This window comes from Microbispora sp. H11081 (genome assembly GCF_012999535.1).
In the GTDB taxonomy this organism is placed as follows: domain Bacteria; phylum Actinomycetota; class Actinomycetes; order Streptosporangiales; family Streptosporangiaceae; genus Microbispora.
On the sequence record NZ_JABBWV010000025.1, the window covers coordinates 1 to 18,597 of the forward strand.

At 70.5% G+C, this 18,597-nt stretch carries 15 protein-coding genes and 2 riboswitches; of the genes, 11 read left to right on the forward strand and 4 right to left on the reverse strand.

Features of this window, described 5'->3' with window-relative positions; genetic code table 11:
• Positions 1-291: 291 nt before the first annotated feature.
• Entirely contained in the window at positions 292-1,560 is a 1,269-nt protein-coding gene (locus HHX31_RS32880) for an aminotransferase class V-fold PLP-dependent enzyme (RefSeq protein ID WP_169953609.1), read from the reverse strand.
• A gap of 49 nt (positions 1,561-1,609) precedes the next feature.
• Positions 1,610-1,725: riboswitch (SAM riboswitch) on the reverse strand.
• Positions 1,726-1,818: 93 nt separating this feature from the next.
• On the reverse strand, positions 1,819-2,496 hold the full coding sequence (locus HHX31_RS32885; protein WP_169953611.1) for a pentapeptide repeat-containing protein: 678 nt from the start codon (positions 2,494-2,496) through the stop codon (positions 1,819-1,821).
• Between the two features lie 76 nt (positions 2,497-2,572).
• On the opposite strand from HHX31_RS32885, the gene HHX31_RS32890 reads away from it, so the two are divergent.
• Positions 2,573-3,772, forward strand: a complete 1,200-nt coding sequence (locus HHX31_RS32890) for a cytochrome P450 (RefSeq protein WP_169953613.1) — start codon at positions 2,573-2,575, stop codon at positions 3,770-3,772.
• Here HHX31_RS32890 and HHX31_RS32895 read toward each other — a convergent pair.
• Positions 3,762-4,730, reverse strand: a complete 969-nt coding sequence (locus tag HHX31_RS32895) for an SAM-dependent methyltransferase (RefSeq protein WP_311932488.1) — start codon at positions 4,728-4,730, stop codon at positions 3,762-3,764. The two genes, HHX31_RS32890 and HHX31_RS32895, sit on opposite strands and share 11 nt — an antisense overlap.
• Positions 4,731-4,948: 218 nt before the next feature.
• Between HHX31_RS32895 and HHX31_RS32900 the strand changes: the two genes are divergently transcribed.
• From HHX31_RS32900 to HHX31_RS32925, 6 genes are all read left to right on the forward strand, one after another.
• Positions 4,949-5,839, forward strand: a complete 891-nt coding sequence (locus tag HHX31_RS32900) for a Rossmann-like and DUF2520 domain-containing protein (RefSeq protein ID WP_169953615.1) — start codon at positions 4,949-4,951, stop codon at positions 5,837-5,839.
• Positions 5,830-6,687 carry a pantoate--beta-alanine ligase gene (panC, locus tag HHX31_RS32905; protein WP_169953617.1) on the forward strand — a complete coding sequence of 286 codons (858 nt, stop codon included), beginning with the start codon at positions 5,830-5,832 and terminating at the stop codon, positions 6,685-6,687. The genes HHX31_RS32900 and panC overlap by 10 nt, the downstream gene beginning before the upstream one ends.
• A gap of 447 nt (positions 6,688-7,134) precedes the next feature.
• Positions 7,135-9,636, forward strand: a complete 2,502-nt coding sequence (locus HHX31_RS32910) for an L-aspartate oxidase (protein ID WP_169953619.1) — start codon at positions 7,135-7,137, stop codon at positions 9,634-9,636.
• A 7-nt stretch (positions 9,637-9,643) separates the two neighbouring features.
• Positions 9,644-10,426: a type III pantothenate kinase gene (locus tag HHX31_RS32915; RefSeq protein ID WP_169953621.1), complete on the forward strand. Its 783-nt coding sequence runs from the start codon at positions 9,644-9,646 to the stop codon at positions 10,424-10,426.
• Between the two features lie 59 nt (positions 10,427-10,485).
• Positions 10,486-12,171: a lysine--tRNA ligase gene (gene lysS / locus HHX31_RS32920; protein ID WP_169953623.1), complete on the forward strand. Its 1,686-nt coding sequence runs from the start codon at positions 10,486-10,488 to the stop codon at positions 12,169-12,171.
• Positions 12,172-12,479: 308 nt separating this feature from the next.
• Positions 12,480-12,728, forward strand: a complete 249-nt coding sequence (locus HHX31_RS32925) for a LuxR C-terminal-related transcriptional regulator (RefSeq protein ID WP_249347360.1) — start codon at positions 12,480-12,482, stop codon at positions 12,726-12,728.
• Between the two features lie 51 nt (positions 12,729-12,779).
• Here the strand turns inward: HHX31_RS32925 and HHX31_RS32930 are convergent, their stop codons facing one another.
• Positions 12,780-13,739: a C40 family peptidase gene (locus tag HHX31_RS32930; RefSeq protein WP_169953625.1), complete on the reverse strand. Its 960-nt coding sequence runs from the start codon at positions 13,737-13,739 to the stop codon at positions 12,780-12,782.
• Positions 13,740-13,889: 150 nt separating this feature from the next.
• Positions 13,890-14,043, reverse strand: a riboswitch (cyclic di-AMP (ydaO/yuaA leader).
• Positions 14,044-14,460: 417 nt separating this feature from the next.
• On the opposite strand from HHX31_RS32930, the gene HHX31_RS32935 reads away from it, so the two are divergent.
• From HHX31_RS32935 to HHX31_RS36120, 4 genes are all read left to right on the forward strand, one after another.
• The gene (locus HHX31_RS32935; RefSeq protein WP_169953627.1) at positions 14,461-15,012 is read left to right on the forward strand and encodes an amino-acid N-acetyltransferase; all 552 of its coding nucleotides are present in this window, start codon (positions 14,461-14,463) and stop codon (positions 15,010-15,012) included.
• A 148-nt stretch (positions 15,013-15,160) separates the two neighbouring features.
• Positions 15,161-16,435, forward strand: coding sequence for an RDD family protein (locus HHX31_RS32940; protein WP_169953629.1), 1,275 nt, complete (start codon positions 15,161-15,163; stop codon positions 16,433-16,435).
• Between the two features lie 1,231 nt (positions 16,436-17,666).
• Positions 17,667-18,011 (forward strand): Lsr2 family protein, encoded by a 345-nt coding sequence (locus tag HHX31_RS32945; protein ID WP_169953631.1) that lies wholly within the window; start codon positions 17,667-17,669, stop codon positions 18,009-18,011.
• A gap of 472 nt (positions 18,012-18,483) precedes the next feature.
• Positions 18,484-18,597 (forward strand): Clp protease N-terminal domain-containing protein (locus HHX31_RS36120; protein ID WP_018793523.1); only part of this gene is annotated, 114 nt, incomplete at its 3' end.

The window sequence follows — 18,597 nt, forward strand, 5'->3', positions numbered from 1 at the left end:
GAGCATCCTCGCCAAGCTCGACCTGCCTCCGGACGCCGACGACCACCGGCGGGTGGCCCGTGATCTTGTAGTTTGTCGCATCGATGGCCTGTGTACTGGGGCGACAGTCTCCGTGATCTTGCAGGAATCGAAGAGTCGCGGTCCCTGCCAGGGAAAACGCGATTCGTGATCTTGCAATTGCAAGATCGCGAAGGGCGTACGGCCTGGTGGAAGGGTGTGGGCGCGATTTTCTGCATGATCACGAAGGGTCGCATCGCAGGTCGCGCGGCATGCCTGCGACAAACTACAAGATCACGCCCGGGGGAGGGGGTGGAGGGCTTCGACAAGGCGGTCCACGTGTTCCGTGGTCGTGCCGATGCCGATCGAGGCCCGTACGGCGCTCACCGTGCCGTCGGCGCAGCCGGCGTCGTCCCCGCCGAGCAGGTGGCGGACGAACGGGTGGGCGCAGAACTTCCCGTCCCTGACGCCGATGCCGTGCTCGGCCGACAGCGTCTCCGCCACCTCGCGAGCCGTACGGCCCGCCACGGTGAACGACACGATGCCGACGCGCGGGTGGTCGGGGCCCCACAGCGACAGCTCGCGTACGCCGGGGATCGTGGCGAGCCCGGCGCGCAGGCGGGCCAGCAGCCGCTCCTCCTCGTGCACCAGCGTGGTCCAGCCGGTCGCGGTCAGCGCGTCGCAGGCGGCGGCGAGCGCGATCGCGCCGAGGACGTTGGGGGTGCCCGCCTCGTGCCGCGACTCGGGGTCGTCGCTCCAGTCCACGGTCTCGCCCACGGACCGTACGGCTCCGCCGCCGCGCAGGTACGGATCGGCGTCGGCGAGCCAGTCGGGACGGCCCACGAGCACCCCGGCGCCGAAGGGGGCGTAGAGCTTGTGCCCGGAGAACGCCACGTAGTCGAGGTCGAGCGCGGCGAGGTTGAGCCCGCGGTGGGGGACGAGCTGGGCGGCGTCCACGGCGATCCGCGCGCCGTGCCGGTGTGCGACGTGGGCCAGCCCGGCGATCGGCCACAGCTCGCCCGTGACGTTGGAGGCGGCGGTGACGACGAGCAGGGCCGGGCCCTGGATCGCGGCCAGTGCCTCGTCGGCCGCCCGGAGCGCCTCGCCGGGGAAGGCGGGCGGCGCGAGCCGTACGGCGTCGGGCCAGGGCAGCAGCGAGGCGTGGTGCTCGGTGTCGAACACGACGACGGTGGTGCCTTCGGGGAGGCTGCGGGCGAGCAGGTTCATCGCGTCGGTGGTGTTGCGTACGAAGATCAGGGAGTCGCCGGGGCGGGCTCCTGTGAAGGCCCGCACGGTGTGCCTGGCTCGCTCGTACCTCGCGGTGGTGAGCTGTGAGGCGTAGCCCGCGCCCCGGTGCACGCTGGAGTAGGCCGGCAGCGCCGCCGCGACGGCGGCGTTCACCGGCTCGAGACAGGGCGCGCTCGCCGCGTAGTCGAGGTTCGCGTACGGCACGAGCCTGCCGCCCCTGACGGGCACCTCCAGGCCGGCTCCCACGACGGCGGGAAGGCGTCCGGGCTCGGACACACGGGTGACGGCCTGCTGGACGAAAGTGAGTGCGGACAACGCCGGGCCTCCTCGGGTCTGGGACCCCGGCCATGGCGTCGTACGGCGGAGCCCGCGCTTGCCCGGCACACCCCGTGCCGGACCCGGTCCTCACCCGGGGCACCCCGCCGCGAGCGCGAGGGTTGCCGGCCAGCAAGCCGGGGCTTGACGCTGGCACTCATGACCTGAGCGCACTATAACCCGGCCACACCCTTCCGCCGCAAGTGCGTTCCGGACGCCGCGGAACGGTCCGGCCACCACCGGCCGCGCCCCGCGACGTCAGTCGCCGTCGACCGTGACACCGAGGATGTGCGCGAACATGGGCGCGAGTTCCATCAGTTGCACGCCGCTGATGGTGGCGCCGCGCAGGGCGTCGTAGCCGTCGGAGATGCCCAGGGAAACGGCGCCTCGCAGGTCGACCCGGGACATGCGCGCCTTGTCGAACCGCACGCGTTCGAGGGTGGAGCCGGGGAAGGTGACGCCGGTCAGCGCGGCGCCCGCGAAATCCACGTCGCGCAGCGTGCACTCGACGAACGAGACCTCCCGCAGGTCGGCCGCGCGGAAGTTGACGGAGTCGAGCTTGCACCGGTGGAAGAGCACCTGGTTCATCTCGGCGCCGGGCAGGGCCGTGCCGGCCGGGGCGCTCGTACTGATCTCCGCGTCCGCCCAGACCGACTCGGTGAGGTCGCCGCCGACCCAGCGCACGCCGTTCAGCCACACGTCGGAGAACCGGGCGCGCCGATACCTGCCGCCGTCGAACGTCACCGAGGTGAACGCCGACTCGATGAACCGCGCGTTGGAGGCGTCGGCGTCCTCGAACTCCTGCCCGTCGAACAGGATCGTGTCGTAGTCGCCACCCTGGGTTAGCCGGCCCTTGAACGGCTCAAGGTGGTCGGCATAGGGCAACTCGCGGAGTTCGCGTGGCTCCCTGCGGTGCTGTTCGCGGCGCTTCGGCATCGCCCCAACCTACGCCTGGAGGGACCCGTACGCCCGTACTCCCAGGCGAGGCCTTTTATCCGTATTGTTGTCCATTGTGAAGTTTGATCCTTGGAACTCCGAGTTCATCGCGCACCCGTACGACGCCTACCGCGACCTGCGCGACAACGATCCGGTCAGCTTCTTCGAGCCGACGGGACAGTGGCTGATCGCCCGCCACGCGGATGTGAACGCGCTGCTGCGCGACCGGCGCCTCGGCCGGTCCTACCTGCACGTGGCGACCCACGAGGAGTTCGGCCGCGAGCCCGAGCCGGAGTTCCAGGAGCCGTTCTGGCGGGTGGTGAGGGCCGGCATGCTCGACGTGGAGCCCCCGGTGCACACCCGGCTGCGCCGCCTCGTGTCCAAGGCCTTCACACCCCGGATGGTCGAGTCGCTGCGCCCCCGCGTACGGAAGATCGCGACCGAGCTGGCCGAGGGACTGGTCGAGCGCGGTGGCGGCGACCTGCTGGCCGAGGTCGCCGAGCCGCTGCCGGTCACCGTGATCGCCGAGATGCTCGGTGTGCCCGAGGCCGACCGCCACCTGCTGCGCCCCTGGTCGGCCGACATCTGCGGCATGTACGAGCTACATCCCTCGCCGGAGGTTCAGCACACGGCCGTACGCGCCGCGACGGAGTTCGCCGACTACCTGCGCGGACTGGCCAGAGAGCGCAGGCAGCGGCCGGGGGACGACATGATCTCCGCGCTCGCGCAGGTGGTGGACGACGGCGACCGGCTGACCGAGGACGAGCTGATCGGCACCTGCGTGCTGCTGCTCAACGCCGGGCATGAGGCCACGGTCAACGCCACCGGCAGCGGGTGGTGGGCGCTGTTCCGCAACCCCGGCGAGCTGGAGCGGCTGCGCGCCGACCCCGGCCTGATGCCCACGGCGGTCGAGGAACTGCTGCGCTACGACACCCCGGCGCAGATGTTCGAGCGGTGGGTGCTTGAGGACGTCGAGGTCGGCGGGGTGACGATCCCCCGTGGAGTGGAGATCGCGCTGCTGTTCGGGTCGGCCAACCGGGACCCCGAGGTCTTCGCCGACCCCGACCGCCTGGACATCGGCCGGGCCGACAACCCACACATCTCGTTCGGCGCCGGCATCCACTTCTGCCTCGGCGCGCCGCTCGCCCGGGTCGAGATGGCCGAGTCGTTCGGCGTCCTGCTGCGGCTGGCGCCCAAGCTGGAGCTCGCCGAGGAACCCACCTGGAAGCCCAGCTACATCATGCGTGGCCTGGAGTCGTTGAAGGTCACCGTCTGACGACCTGGCTCAGCCAGCCGAAGCCGCCGAGCCCCGCCGGGTCGATCAGCTCGGCCTCCTGGGTGGCCCGGCCGAGCGCGCGTACGTAACCCGCGGGGTCGGCGGACGCGAGCGCGAGCGGCGGCCGGGCGCCGGTGATCCCCAGCTCACGCAGCGCCTCCCGCTGCGTGGTGAGCGTGGTCGCCGCGGCTCCCGCGCGTTCGCCGGCCGCCGCGCAGGCGTCCAGCGCGACGTGGGCGGTGATGTCGCACGAGCCGTCCGGTACGGCGGGCACCAGCGAGCCGTCGCGATATCCGGTGAGCGTGCCGAGAGCGGGCCGCCCTCCGGCCAGGTGGGCGTAGTCCACGGCGACCGCGGTGCCGTGCGCCATCCGCGCGATCACCGAGGCCCACGCCTCGTCGCGGGGGAGGCCGATCTCCGCGCGCTCGCCGGCGGAGCGCAGCGGCCACCAGCGCTCCAGCCAGGCCAGATCCTCGGGGCACGGCGCCGGCCCCGGCCGCTCCTCGCCGGTCGCCGGGTCCACGAGCACGAGACGCGGGCCGTCCTGCGTCATCTCGGCGACGTCGAGCGGCACGTTGTCCAGCCACTCGTTGGCGACCACCAGGCCCACGACGCCGTACGGGACCTGCGCCTCCCAGCCGACGCGGGGATCGAGACCATCGGGCCGGGGCGACAGGTCGACGGCGGTGACCCGCAGCCGCTCCGCGAGGTCCCGGGGCGCGGCGGCGAGCACCCGGGCGGCGAGCAGGCCGTCGCCGCTGCCCATGTCCACGAGATCAAGCGGGCGGGGCCGGCCGAGGGCGTCGTCGACCCGCAGGAGCAGGCGCAGCACCGCCTCGGCGAAGACCGGCGAGGCATGCACCGACGTGCGGAAATGCCGGTCGGGGCGCTCCCGCAGGTAGAAGCCCCGCTCGCCGTAGAGCGCCCGCCGCATGGCCTTCCGCCAGGTGACTTCCACAGCGCTTCACCGTACCGACACGCCGACGGCGTGACGAAAAGTAGTCACTTTCGTACTTGTGGCTCAACATAGGCCGGTGAGAAACGGGACAAAATCCGACCGTCGGGTTGGGACGACCTACCGCCCGGTCCACGCGCAGCAGTGCTTGATCTGTCAGACACGACCTGGAGCCGGGTCGGCGGGAGCGCCGCCGCTACGCTGAACCGAGGGGAGGCGTCATGGACACAAGTGACCGCCCGGCGCGGCTCGCCGTGGGAGTGCTCGGCGCGGGACGCGTCGGTTCCGTGCTCGGAGCCGCGCTCATGCTGGCGGGTCATCGAGTGGTGGCGGCCAGCGGTGTGTCCGACGCGTCGGCGCGGCGGGCCGCCGACCGGCTCGGCCTGCAGCTCAGCAGGCCGGAGCAGGTGATCGCCGATTCCGACCTCGTGCTGCTCACCGTGCCCGACGACGTGCTGCCCGGCCTCGTGGCCGGCCTCGCCGCCACCGGCGCCGACCTGCGCGGCAAGCTCCTCGTCCACGCGAGCGGCGCGTACGGCCTGGGCGTGCTGGACCCCGCGGCCGAGGTGGGGGCGCTGCCTCTCGCGCTGCATCCCGTGATGACGTTCACCGGCAGGAGCGACGACCTGACGCGGCTCAACGGCTGCTCGTTCGGGGTCACGGCGCCCGACCTGCTGCGGCCGGTGGCCGAGGCGCTGGTGATCGAGATGGGCGGCGAGCCGGTGTGGATCGCCGACCGGGACCGGCCGCTCTACCACGCCGCGCTGGCCGGTGCCGCGAACCACATGGTGACGCTCGTCGCCGAGTCGCAGGAACTGCTCGCGAAGATCGGCGTGGAGCATCCTGGCCGGATGCTCGCCCCCCTGCTGAGCGCCGCCCTCGACAACGTGCTGCGCCTGGGCATCAGCGGCCTGACCGGGCCCGTGGTGCGCGGCGACGCGGGCACCGTACGCAAACACGTCGACGCGCTCATACTGGCCGCCCCCGAGGCCGCGGACGCGTACGTCGCACTCGCCAGGCTCACCGCCGACCGGGCGCTCGCGGCGGGACTGCTCAAACCGGAGGCGGCCGAACGTCTGCTGGACGCCCTGGGAGGGAACATATGGACGTGACCATCGCCGCCGACCGCGCCGGCCTCGTCAAGGCGAGGGACGCGCTCGGCCCCGGGAGCATCGCCCTGGTCCCCACCATGGGCGCGCTCCACGAGGGCCACCGGTCGCTGATCCGGCTGGCGCGCGAACACGCCGACCACGTGGTGGTGAGCGTGTTCGTCAACCCCCTGCAGTTCGGCCCCGGCGAGGACTTCTCCCGCTATCCCCGTACGTTCGACGCCGACCTCGCGGTGTGCGAGGAGGAGGGCGTGGGCGTGGTCTTCGCCCCGTCCGCCGAGGACATGTACCTGCCGGACCGCCAGGTGGAGGTGTCCGCGGGCCCCATGGGCGGCGTGGCGGAGGGCGCCTTCAGGCCCGGCCACTTCGACGGCGTGCTGACCGTGGTGCTCAAGCTGTTCAACCTGGTGCGGCCGGACGTCGCGGTGTTCGGGCAGAAGGACGCCCAGCAACTCGCGCTGATCCGGCGGATGGTGGCCGACCTCGACGTCCCCGTGTCGATCGTCGGCGCCCCGACCGTGCGGGAGCCCGACGGCCTCGCGCTGTCGAGCCGCAACAGGTATCTGTCCGAGGCCGACCGCCGTACGGCGCTCGCCCTGTCGCGGGCGTTGCGCGCCGGTGTGGCACGGGCCGGGACGGCTGGGCCGGCCGGAATCCTCGACGCCGCGCAGGCCGTGCTGGAGGAGGCGGCCCGCTTCGACCCGCCGCTGCTGCTCGACTACCTGATCCTGGCCGATCCCGCGACATTCGGGCCGGTCGGCGACGACCACAGGGGTGAGGCGATCCTGGCCGTCGCCGCCAAGGTCGGCGCCACCCGCCTCATCGACAACATGCCCCTTACCTTGTCGTGATCTTGTAGTTTGTCGCACGCGTGGGTGGTGAGCTGCGCCGACACCATCCGTGATCTTGCAAAAGGTCGCAGAGGTGTGGCTTGACCTGGGCAACCATCCTGCGTGATCTTGCAGTTTTCCGGAGGCCTCACCGCTGGCCTGCGGGAACGCGGGCGTGATCATGCAGTGGCGCGGGGGGTGCCTACCGCCTGCCTCGGCATTGCAAGATCAGGGATGGAGTTCTCCCTGCTTGCCGATGCTTTCGGCGGGTGAACTGCAAGATCACGAGCGGTGTCGGCGCAGTTCACCACCCACGCACGCGACAAACTGCAAGATCACGCACGGGTGCGCCGCAGCTCGCGGCGCATGACTGCGACAAACTACAAGATCACGGCGCTTGGGGAGGGGGTGGGGCGGCGGCATTGCGTGGGGGGCGTTATCGTCATTATGACGAAAGGGGATCCCCTCATGGTGGCGCTCGCACGCAGACTCACCGCCCCCCCACCCGGCTGGACCGTCGAGGCCGACGCCGTCGTGATCGGGTCCGGCATCGCCGGCCTCACCGTGGCGCTTCGTCACGTCGAACTCGATCCCCAGGCCCGGGTCCTCGTGGTCACCAAGGACGTGCTGTCGGCCGGCTCGACCCGCTGGGCCCAGGGCGGCATCGCCGCCGTCCTCGACCCCGAGGACACCCCCGACGAGCACCTGAGGGACACGCTCGTCGCCGGGGTCGGCCTGTGCGACGAGGAGGCCGTACGCGTCCTGGTCACCGAGGGCCCCGACGCGCTGAAGCGGCTGATGAGCCATGGCGCCGAGTTCGACAGGGACGTCGACGGCGGGCTCCAGCTCACCCGCGAGGGCGGTCACCGCCGCAACCGGATCGTGCACGCGGGCGGCGACGCCACCGGCGCCGAGGTGCAGCGGGCGCTGGCCGAGGCCGTGCTGGCCGAGCCCCGCATCGAGGTCATCGAGCACGCACTCGCCCTCGACCTCCTCCTCGACGCCGAGGGCCACGCCTGCGGGGTCACGCTCCACGTCATGGGCGAGGGCGCCCGCGACGGCGTCGGCGCCGTACGGGCCGGGGCCGTGGTCCTGGCCAGCGGCGGCATGGGCCAGATCTACGCGGCCACCACCAACCCCGTCGTGTCCACGGGGGACGGCGTGGCGCTGGCCCTGCGGGCGGGCGCGGTGGTCAGGGACATCGAGTTCGTGCAGTTCCACCCCACGGTCCTGTGGCTTGGTGAGGGCTCGACCGGCCAGCAGCCCCTGGTCTCCGAGGCCGTGCGCGGCGAGGGCGCGGTGCTGATCGACGCGAACGGCGAGCGCTTCATGCGCGGCGTGCACGAACTGGCCGACCTCGCGCCCCGCGACGTGGTCGCCAAGGCGATCATGCGCCAGATGGCGCTGACCGGCGCCGACCACGTCTACCTCGACGCCACCCACTTCGGCGAGGACAAGTGGCGCTCCAGGTTCCCCACGATCCTCGCCGTCTGCCGCGAGCACGGCATCGACCCCGTCGCGGAGCCCATCCCCGTCGCCCCCGCCGCCCACTACGCGAGCGGCGGCGTGCGCACCGACCTGTACGGCAGGACCAGCGTGCCCGGCCTGTACGCCTGTGGTGAGGTGGCCTGCACGGGCGTGCACGGCGCCAACCGGCTGGCTTCCAACTCCCTCCTCGAAGGGCTCGTGTACGGCGAGCGGATCGCCGCCGATCTGGCCGCGAAGAGGCCCGTCCCGGGCGAGCCGGCGCTGGACGACCGGCCCGAGGGGCTGGTGGACCCGCGTACGCGGCCCAGGGTCCAGAGCCACATGAGCCGGGGGGCGGGGGTGCTGCGCGGCGACCAGAGCCTCGCCCGGGTCGCCCGCGCGCTGTCCGACGCCCGCTGGACGCCGGTCGCGGTCGAGCCCTGCACCGAGTCGTGGGAGGCGACCAACCTCCTCACGGTGGCTTCCGCGCTGGTGGCCGCGGCGGCCGTGCGCGAGGAGACCCGCGGCTCGCACTGGCGGGAGGACCATCCCGACCGGGACGACGCCCGCTGGCGCGCCCACATCGACATCGCTCTGACGGCGGAGGGACTGACCTTGACGCACACGCCTCACGAGGACCAGCGGACCGAGCTGGAGAAGGCCGGCCTCGACCCGGACGCCGTGCTCGCCCTCGTCCGCGCCGCCCTGGAGGAGGACCTGGCCGGGGGGCAGGACGTGACCTCGGCCGCGACCATCCCGGCCGGCCAGCGGGCCGTCGCCGACGTGGTGGCCCGCAAGGAGGGTGTCGTCGCCGGCCTCGCCGTGGCGGAGACCGTCTTCCGCCAGGCCGACGGGCCCGTCGAGGTCGAGCGGCACGCCGCGGACGGCGACCGGGTGCGCCCAGGCGACGTGGTGATGTCCGTGCGGGGCGCCACCAGGGACCTGCTCACGCTGGAGCGCACCGCGCTCAACTTCCTCACCCACCTGTCCGGGATCGCCACCGAGACCCGCCGCTGGGTGGACGCGGTGGAGGGCACCGGCGCCCGGATCCGCGACACCCGCAAGACCCTGGCCGGGCTGCGCGCGCTCGCGAAGTACGCCGTACGGGCCGGCGGCGGGGTGAACCACCGGATGGGCCTGTACGACGCCGCGCTGATCAAGGACAACCACGTGGTCGCCGCCGGAGGCGTCGCCGAGGCGTTCCGCGCCGTACGGCAGGCGTTCCCCGGCCTGCCGATCGAGGTCGAGGTGGACAGGATCGACCAGATCGAGCCGGTCCTGGCGGAGGGCGCGGAGGAGATCCTGCTCGACAACTTCACCGTGGAGCAGCTCGCCGAGGCCGTACGGCTGGTGGCGGGGCGGGCGCGGCTCGAGTCGAGCGGCGGGCTGACCCTGGACGCGGCCCGCGCCGTCGCCGCGACGGGGGTCGACTACCTGGCCGTCGGCGCGCTCACACACTCGGCCCCGGCACTCGACCTGGGTCTAGATCTTCGTGAGGCATAATCGGGGGATGCTGCTCACCATCGACGTCAGCAACACCCACACGGTGCTGGGCCTGTTCGAGGGTGAAGAGGTGATCGAGCACTGGCGGATCGCCACCGATCCGCGCCGTACGGCGGACGAGATCGCGGTGGTGCTCCAGGGTCTGCTCGGGCAGTCGCCGCTGCTCAAGGACGCCGACATCAGTGGGATCGCGATCTGTTCCACGGTTCCGTCGGTGCTCAACGAGATGCGGGAGATGTCCCGGCGCTACTACGGCGACGTCACGGCCGTGGTCGTCGAGCCCGGCGTCCGCACCGGCGTGCCGGTCCGGATGGACAACCCCAAGGAGGTCGGCAGCGACCGCATCGTGAACGCGCTCGCCGCCACCGCCCTGTACGGCGGCCCGTGCGTGATCGTGGACTTCGGCACGGCCACGTCGTTCGACGCGGTGTCGGCCAGGGGCGAGTACGTCGGCGCGGTGACCGCCCCCGGCCTGGAGATCTCTGTGGACGCGCTCGCCACGGCCGGGGCCCAGCTCCACAAGGTCGAGCTGGTCCGGCCGCGGTCGGTGATCGCGAAGAACACCGTGGAGGCGCTCCAGTCGGGGATCATCTACGGCTTCGCGGGCCTGGTGGACGGCATCGTGGACCGGATGACGGCCGAGCTGGCCGCGGACCCCGACGACGTCACCGTGGTGGCCACGGGCACAGGCGCGCCGCTGATCATCGGCGAGGCCCGTACCATCGACGTGCATGAGCCGTGGCTCACGTTGATCGGCCTGCGGCTGGTCTACGCCCGTAACGCGTCCTGACGACTCCCTCGCGTACGGGACCATAGAAGGCAGGATCCCGTTCAGAGAGGACTGACGTGATGGACGCCGACTGGGTGGCGCGTTTCGCCGATGAGGTCATCGCCGAGGCCGAACGGCGTGCACCGGGCAAACCCATCGTCTGCGCGTCCGGCCTCAGCCCGTCGGGCCCGATCCACCTGGGCAACCTGCGCGAGGTGATGACCCCTCACCTGGTGGCCGACGAGATCAGGCGGCGGGGCCACGAGTGCGTGCACATCATCTCGTGGGACGACTTCGACCGCTTCCGCAAGGTGCCGGTGGGCATCGACCCCGCGTGGAACGAGCACATCGGCAAGCCGCTGACCGCCGTCCCCGCCCCGCCCGGCAGCGACTACCCGAACTGGGCCGAGCACTTCAAGGCGCCGATGATCGCCGCGCTCGAGGAACTCGGCGTGGAGTTCCACGGCATCAGCCAGACGCAGATGTACACCTCGGGGGCGTACCGCGAGCAGGTGCTGCTCGCCATGCGCGAGCGGCGGCGGATCGACGCGATCCTCGACCAGTACCGCACCAAGAAGGCGAAGGCCAAGCAGGTCGTGGACGCCGACGAGGCCGCGGCTCTGGAGGGCTCCGGGGCCGCGAGCGAGGACGACGGCTCCGGCGCGGGCGGCTACTACCCCTACAAGCCCTACTGCTCGGTCTGTGACCGTGACCTGACCACGGTCACCTCCTACGACGACGAGACCACCGCGATGTCGTACACCTGCGTGTGCGGTCACGGCGAGACCGTCCTGCTGTCCGAGCACACCCGCGGCAAGCTGGTGTGGAAGGTCGACTGGCCGATGCGCTGGGCTTACGAGGGCGTGGTCTTCGAGCCGTCGGGCGTGGACCACACCTCGCCGGGCTCGTCGTTCGTCGTAGGCGGCCAGATCGTCCGCGACGTGTTCGGCGCGGCGCAGCCGATCGGGCCGATGTACGCCTTCGTCGGCATCAGCGGCATGGCCAAGATGAGCAGCTCCAAGGGCGGCGTGCCGACCCCGGCCGACGCTCTGTCGATCATGGAGCCCGCGCTGCTGCGCTGGCTGTACGCCCGCCGCCGCCCCAACCAGTCGTTCAAGGTCTCCTTCGACCAGGAGATCCAGCGGATGTACGACGAGTGGGACACGCTGACCAGGAAGGTGGAGGACGGCACGGCGCTGCCCGCCGACCAGGCGGCGTACCGGCGCGCGTCGAGCACCGCCTCCCGGACCCTGCCCGAGACGCCGAGGCGGCTGCCGTACCGGACGCTCGCCTCCGTCGTGGACATCGCCACTGGGCACGAGGAGCAGACGCTGCGCATCCTGCGCGCGTTCGACCCGGACATCGCCGGGCTGGACGAGTTGCGGCCGCGGCTCGACCGCGCGGGGCACTGGGTGAACACCTACGTGCCCGCGGAGGAGCGCACGCAGGTGCGCGAGACGCCCGACAAGGAACTGCTCGACACGCTCGGCGAGCAGGAGCGGGAGTCGCTGCGCCTGCTGGCGGACGGACTCGACGAGCACTGGTCGCTCGACGGGCTGACGACGCTCGTGTACGGCGTGCCGAAGGTGCAGGCCGGGCTCGACCTGGACGCCAAGGCGGCCACGCCCGAGCTGAAGGCGGCCCAGCGGGCCTTCTTCGCCCTGCTCTACCGCCTGCTCGTCGGCCGGGACACCGGCCCGCGCCTGCCCACGCTGCTGCTGGCCGTGGGCCGCGACCGGGTGCGTGAGCTGCTCGGCCGCGCCTGAGCCCACGGGAGCGGGGCCTGCACGGCGCTGACGGCGGCGGACGCGCGACGCCGTACGCGATGCACGTCGCGTACGGCGCCCGGCGTGGCCGGGCCGGCGCGCTCCGTACGGCGGCGAGTGCTCGGGAAGGCTCCTCTCCTCCGGGAAAACGGGTGTCACGGAAGTGTGCGAAGGAGGCGGAGGAAACCACACCCCGCCCCTCTCGCCGCCGGTCCCGGGTGACTCCCCTCCTTGACGACCTTCGTGGCAGGCGTTTACCGTCCCTGGAGGGTGGGCCGACGAATCATCGTCATGGGGGAGGGCGGACGATGGGTGTTCCCGAGGTCGTCTACCGAGGTGACAGTCTCGCCTCGGATTGTGATCATGCCGGTCTCACCGAAGAGGACCTGCTCCTTCTCGCGGAACTGGCCAAGGGCGTGACCGCAGACCGGGTCGGCCGCAGTCTCGACGTCAGCGGGCGCACGGTGCGGCGGCGGCTGCGTTGCATCTGCGACCGCATCGGCGTCGCGACCGCGATCGAGGCCGTCGCATGGGCGGCGCGCCGCCGTCTCATCTGACCGCGCCACGAGACCGCGCGGTCGGCGGCGCGATTCTGTGAGTGGCGCGGTTCAGTCGGCGACGCGAACCGCGCCCGCGAACGGCCGTCCGCCGATCTTCGCGATGTGGATGACGTCTCCCGTGCGGGGGGCGTGGATCATGTAGCCACCGCCGATGTAGATGCCCACGTGGTGCAGGTCGGAGTAGAAGAACACCAGGTCGCCGGGGCGCATCTCGTCGCGGGAGATGTGCGTGCCGGCGGTCCACTGGTCACCCGTGTAGTGGGGCAGGCTGATGCCGACGGACTGGTACGCCGCCATGACCAGGCCCGAGCAGTCGAAGCCGTTCGGGCCCTCCGCGCCCCACACGTACGGCTTTAGCTGCTGGCCGAGGGCCCAGCGCGCCGCCTGCGCGGCCTTGCCGTCGCCCACGATGGGGAACGACATCCTGGTGCGCGTCTCGCTGCCGACCGTGCGGGAGACCTGCCGATAGAGGCTGCTCTCGGTCTTCTTGATCAGCTTGGTGATCTTGTCGCGGCGCGCGTCGAGGCCGGTGAGCAGCTTCTTGACCTCGGCCTGCCGGGCGGAGGCGCTCTCCCTGGCCCGCGCGGCGGCGTCCATGGCCTTGGTGACCTCGGCCACCTCCTGGCTCTCCTGCAGCTCCAGCGCGTACGTCGTGGAGGCCTGGCTCAGGTAACGCCGGGGGTCGACGCCGCTGTCGATCAGCACGAGCGCGTTGCCGAGTCCGTTGGTCATGTAGGAGTGCTGCGCGAGGGCGCTGGCCTTCTGCCGGCGGATCTCCAGCTCTGCCTCGCTCTTGGCGAGGTTCTTCTTGGCGAGCTCGGCGGACCGCTCCGCGGCCTTCAGGCGCACGCGTTCGCCGTTGTACTGCTCGGTGAGGCTCTCGATCTCGGTGTAGAGGCTCTCGACCTGTTCCGTGAGCTCTTTGAGGCTCGGCTTGGGGTCGGCGGTGGCGCGGACCACCGGGGCGCCGAACGTGATCGCGCTGATCGCGATGCCGACGAACGCCATGCGGCGGATGACACCCGGACCGGCCGTGCCGGATCCGGACCGTCGGCGACGGGCGTGCCTGCCCGCCGGCCGTCCTCCACGCGTGCGCAACCGAGCTCCTCTCCCTAGGTGCCCCTGGGGCAGGCCGCGTCCTGGAACGTGGCCATGTGACGGGGCACTGCTGAGCGCCTACCGGGTTAGCTGACGGGTTCGGGCCGGAGTAGCCCTACCTTGGCGGATTCACCCCTCGACGATCTGAGACCGAACCGATCCTGATCCTGCAGTTGGGTCCCCGGCTCCCCTCCGCACTCGGTGCTTCGAAGACTCGGCGTACGGCCGCCGTGAGCGCTCACGATGACCGGCATCGTCGCTGGACGATAGTGCACGGCGAGTTCTTGCTCAACCAGAACTCCGAAACCCGTCTACGTTTGACAACCAAACGATCACAGATGGGTCACGGGTTGCATAGTGGTACGTGCGCGTTCACCTGGGTTAATGGTGATCTGCGGCTTTGGGCGTGCCAGGTGGGCTGCCGAAAAAATTGGGACGAACCCCCACATGATCGACAGGGCCGGTGGGGAACCCCTTCGCGCCCTCGTGTCCCCGGACGGTCAGGCTTCGGGTCGGCTGTGGTGTTTGCGGACGACCGTTATCCGCGCACGGGCCGCCCGCGCGCGCGTCCCACGTGCTCCGGCCGCGTGGTGATGGGGACCGGCCGGAGGGGGCACTAGGCTGGCCGCTCATGGAGCAGGTCGCCGCGCAGACATCCGGCGGTTCGGGAGCCACGGCCGTGACCGTACGCCGGGCCAGGACGCCGGACGTCCGGGCCATCCGGCGTCTCGTCGACGCGTACTCGGGCGCCGGTCCCCGCCTGCTCGAGAAAAGCACGGTGACGCTGTACGAGGACGTGCAGGAGTTCTGGGTCGCGGAGACCGGCGGGCGGGTCGTCGGCTGCGGCGCGCTGCACGTGCTGTGGGAGGACCTCGCCGAGATCAGGACCGTCGCCGTGGACCCCGCCGAGCGCGGCGGGGGCATCGGCCACCGGATCGTCGCCGCGCTCATCGAGACCGCCAGGGATCTGGGCGTTCGTAGGGTCTTCTGCCTCACGTTCGCGGTCGAGTTCTTCGGCCGGCACGGCTTCCGGCCTATTCAGGGCACACCGGTCTCCCCGGAGGTCTACGCGGAACTGCTCGCGTCGTACGACGAGGGCGTCGCCGAGTTCCTCGACCTGGAGCACGTCAAGCCGAACACCCTGGGGAACACCCGGATGCTGCTGCACCTCGACCGACGTTGACCGCCGTCCACGGCACCTCGAATAATGATCTTGACGTGAATTGTCAGTCTCCGCAAAGGTGACTGTTGTTACCCGTGTCGCTACTTTTGCAATATCAGCGTGTGCCAGAGACGTACGGCGCATGCGTCTTCGAAAACGAGGTGACACGGTGAGCACCGGACAGCCGCCGTACCCCCAGGACGAGTCGGACGGGACGCCACCGCCGTCATCGAACCCCGGGTATGGCCAGGACAGACAGGCCCAGGACTACGACCCTGACGTCACGGTCGTCAACTACCGCCACACGGGCCAGAACACCGGCCCGCAGCAGCCGCCCGGCTACGACGCCGCCCAGGGCGGCTACGGGCAGCAGCAGGGCTACGGCGCCCAGGAGGCCCAGCAGCAGTACGGGCAGCAGGGCTATGGCCAGCAGGCCGGATACGGCCAGCAGCAGTACGGCCAGCAAGCGTACCCCCAGCAGGGTTACGGCCAGCAGCAGTACGGCCAGCAGCAGGGCTACGACGCCCAGCAGGCCCAGCAGCAGCAGTACGGCCAAAGCCAGCAGGGGTACGGCCAGCAGGCGTATCCCCAGCAGGGCTACGGCCAGCAGCAGGGTTACGGATCCCAGCAGTACGGCCAGCAGCAGGGCTATGACGCCCAGCAGGCACAGCAGCAGTACGGTCAGCAGGGCTATGGCCAGCAGGCCGGATACGGCCAGCAGCAGTACGGCCAGCAGGCGTATCCCCAGCAGGGCTACGGCCAGCAGCAGGCCCAGCAGCAGGGCCAGCAGTACGGTCAGCCGGGGTACGGCCAGCAGGCCGCCCAGCAGGGCTACGGCCAGCAGCAGGGCTACGGGGCCCAGCAGTACGGCCAGCAGGCCTATGCCCAGCCCGGCTACGGCCAGCCGTACGCGGCCGCGGGACCGGTGCCGCCCGGCGCCCCCGCCCCGCTCGCGGAGTGGTGGCAGCGTCTCGTCGCCCGCATCATCGACGGCGTGGTCGTCGGCATCCCCTTCGGGATCATCTCGGTCGTGATCACGGCGATCGTCGTCACCAGTCCGAGCATCGACATCTCGAGCGGGACGATCGATCCGGGAGGCGGCGTCTTCCTGGCGTCGCTGCTCTCGTCGATCCTGGCCGGCCTCGTCATGATCGGCTACGAGTTCATCCTGTTGCGCCAGCGCGGGCAGACGCTCGGGAAGATCGCGATGGGCATCAAGGTCGTCCAGGTCGGTGGAACCCTCGAAGGCGGCCTCCCCGTCGATGTGGCGGGCAAGCGCGCCGCGGTTATGTGGGGCCCGCAGTTGGTGCAGTGGATTCCGATCGTCAAGTATCTGGTGGGCGTCTTCTCGCTCCTGAATGTGCTGTGGCTGCTTTGGGACAAGCCGTTGCAGCAGGCGTTGCACGACAAGGCCGCCAAGACCGTGGTGGTCAAGGTCAGGTAACGATGGTGGCGGGGGCCGATGGAACGGACCATCGGCCCCTTTTTCTTTGGGCGCTATGGCGTCCGTCCGTACCCGGGCGCCCATCCGGCGGGCAGAAAATCAGTACGCCGCCGCCCCGGCATGCCATGCTTGGGTTCACCGTCCCGAGAGGTGGCCAATGACGGCGCTACCGCCCCCGGCACCAATCCTTAAGGCTCGTCCTCGCCGTGCCTGTCCGGGGCCATATCGGGCCACGGGCGGCTTAAGGAACCGCCAGGGGCGCTTAGGGCCGTATGGAGGCCCAGAGACTCTTATGGACGACCTCCTGGCGCGCACCGCTCAACCCGGCCGCGGACGTCGTCCGCGGAATGCGGGGGATCGTTTGCCCGTGTGGAAAGCCGGTCGACCGACCGCCCGCGCCGTCCGCGTGTTTGTGCCACCACCGCTTTATTCGATCTTCATGCCGTCGCCCGTTGATCTTGATGGAACCGGCCGGTCCTCTAATTTCCCGAGGGTTCCCGGCTGGATCGATCTGCTTGCGCGTATATCCCCGCCAAGCTGTGCGCGCCCTGTGAGAAGGGGGCGGGGTCCCTTGTGAAGATCCTGCCACCGAGACGGGCCCCTCGTTTCGGCCCCCGGCTCTTCAACGGTCGTACGTCCTCGGCGGGCATTTTCCGCGACCGTGTTTGCGGCTTCGCGCTTGTCGGGCCGTACCCGTCTGGCCAGGCAGGAAGGCCGCGCGCCCGCCCTTACGGCCGGCTCTCGCCGAACCCAGGGGAGCGGTGACCGTACTGGTCGGCATTCTGGGTACGATTTCGAGTGCATCCGGTAAGGCCACTGGAGAGACGGGGTGATTACCCCGCCCCTCCTGGGGCACCCCGGAAGGCGCGTCCGGTCCCTCCCGGCGCTATGGTCGTATCAGGGCGTCCGGCCCGGCAAGCGGTCGGTGACCTTGCCACGTCCTCGGAATTTCCTCGGGTGCACCTAATGACACCCCCGGCGCGAGCGAGGCAGAATGACAGAGGTATTGTCCGCCTTGATACCTTCCGTGGTCGTCGCCGGTGCGGTCGTCTACGGCATCGTAAAGTTGGTACGTTCCGACGCCGCGGGTCTCCGCACGGCACGGGAGCCACGCGAGAAGTCATCGGACTCAGAGGTTCCTGAGAATCCGCAACCTTGAATTGTCAGCCAGGGGAAACCGGGTATATGTTTGGCTGACGAATCAAACTATGGGCTGCGAAAGGATTGCCGGATGGCCAAGCACACGCAGGTGATTCTCATCGACGATCTCGATGGCGGCGAGGCCAATGAGACGGTCACCTTCGCGATTGACGGCACGTCATATGAGATTGACCTGAGCGACGGCAACGCGAAGCGGCTTCGTGAGGCCCTGTCGCCTTTCGTCGGCAGCGCGCGGCGCGCGGACAGCGGGCAGGTCCGTGGGCGCCGTCGGGGTGCCGGTGGCGGGGGCCAGCGAGCCATGACCCGCGAGAAGAGCGCGGAGATCCGCGCATGGGCGAAGGCTCACGGGCACCCCGTGAGTGAGCGCGGCCGCATTGCCGCCTCGATCGTCCAGGCGTACGAGGACGCGCACTAGATCGTTTTCTGACAAATCCCGATCCCGCCGCGTGCGGCCGGGCGGCGGGATCGCCGCGTTGTCGCCGCCCATAGCCTCGCTATGGCCTCCTCCTCCGCCTTGCGATGCGTACGCCCGGACGCACTCGCGACGGGCGGCATTTGTCGGTCACTCGCTGGGCCGTGTCCCTCGGATCGCCATCGTGAGATCGGCGGGGCACTCCCTAACTTCAACCCGCATCGCGCGGTTATGCCGATCGTCGGAGGACCTGACGATCGCATAACCGCGCGATTGTGTTTGTGCTCCCTTAAAACCTCGTTCGCTTGCGGCGTATCGGGAACATGTCACCCCGGGCAGGGGGTTGGATAGAGCATGAACGCCCTTCGCTTGGGGAACCCTTCTGCCAAGGAGCGGTCGCTGGGTCGGGGCTACCATGCGGAACGTCGGGCCGGATCTCCCGTGCTCGCCTGACCGCTTCGTGAGGAGCGACGAGATGTTCGAGAGGTTCACCGACCGTGCGCGGCGGGTTGTCGTTCTGGCTCAGGAAGAGGCCAGGATGCTCAACCACAACTACATCGGTACTGAGCACATTCTTCTTGGTCTGATC

What these genes read in the sequence shown, in the direction of transcription:
- panC (WP_169953617.1), top strand. Translation starts at nt 5,830, where the DNA reads ATGGACGTGACCATCGCCGCCGACCGCGCCGGCCTCGTCAAGGCGAGG.
- HHX31_RS32900 (WP_169953615.1), top strand. Translation starts at nt 4,949, where the DNA reads ATGGACACAAGTGACCGCCCGGCGCGGCTCGCCGTGGGAGTGCTCGGC.
- HHX31_RS32910 (WP_169953619.1), top strand. Translation starts at nt 7,135, where the DNA reads ATGGTGGCGCTCGCACGCAGACTCACCGCCCCCCCACCCGGCTGGACC.
- HHX31_RS32945 (WP_169953631.1), top strand. Translation starts at nt 17,667, where the DNA reads ATGGCCAAGCACACGCAGGTGATTCTCATCGACGATCTCGATGGCGGC.
- HHX31_RS32885 (WP_169953611.1), bottom strand. Translation starts at nt 2,496, where the DNA reads ATGCCGAAGCGCCGCGAACAGCACCGCAGGGAGCCACGCGAACTCCGC.
- HHX31_RS32935 (WP_169953627.1), top strand. Translation starts at nt 14,461, where the DNA reads ATGGAGCAGGTCGCCGCGCAGACATCCGGCGGTTCGGGAGCCACGGCC.
- HHX31_RS32930 (WP_169953625.1), bottom strand. Translation starts at nt 13,739, where the DNA reads ATGGCGTTCGTCGGCATCGCGATCAGCGCGATCACGTTCGGCGCCCCG.
- HHX31_RS32915 (WP_169953621.1), top strand. Translation starts at nt 9,644, where the DNA reads ATGCTGCTCACCATCGACGTCAGCAACACCCACACGGTGCTGGGCCTG.
- HHX31_RS32925 (WP_249347360.1), top strand. Translation starts at nt 12,480, where the DNA reads ATGGGTGTTCCCGAGGTCGTCTACCGAGGTGACAGTCTCGCCTCGGAT.
- lysS (WP_169953623.1), top strand. Translation starts at nt 10,486, where the DNA reads ATGGACGCCGACTGGGTGGCGCGTTTCGCCGATGAGGTCATCGCCGAG.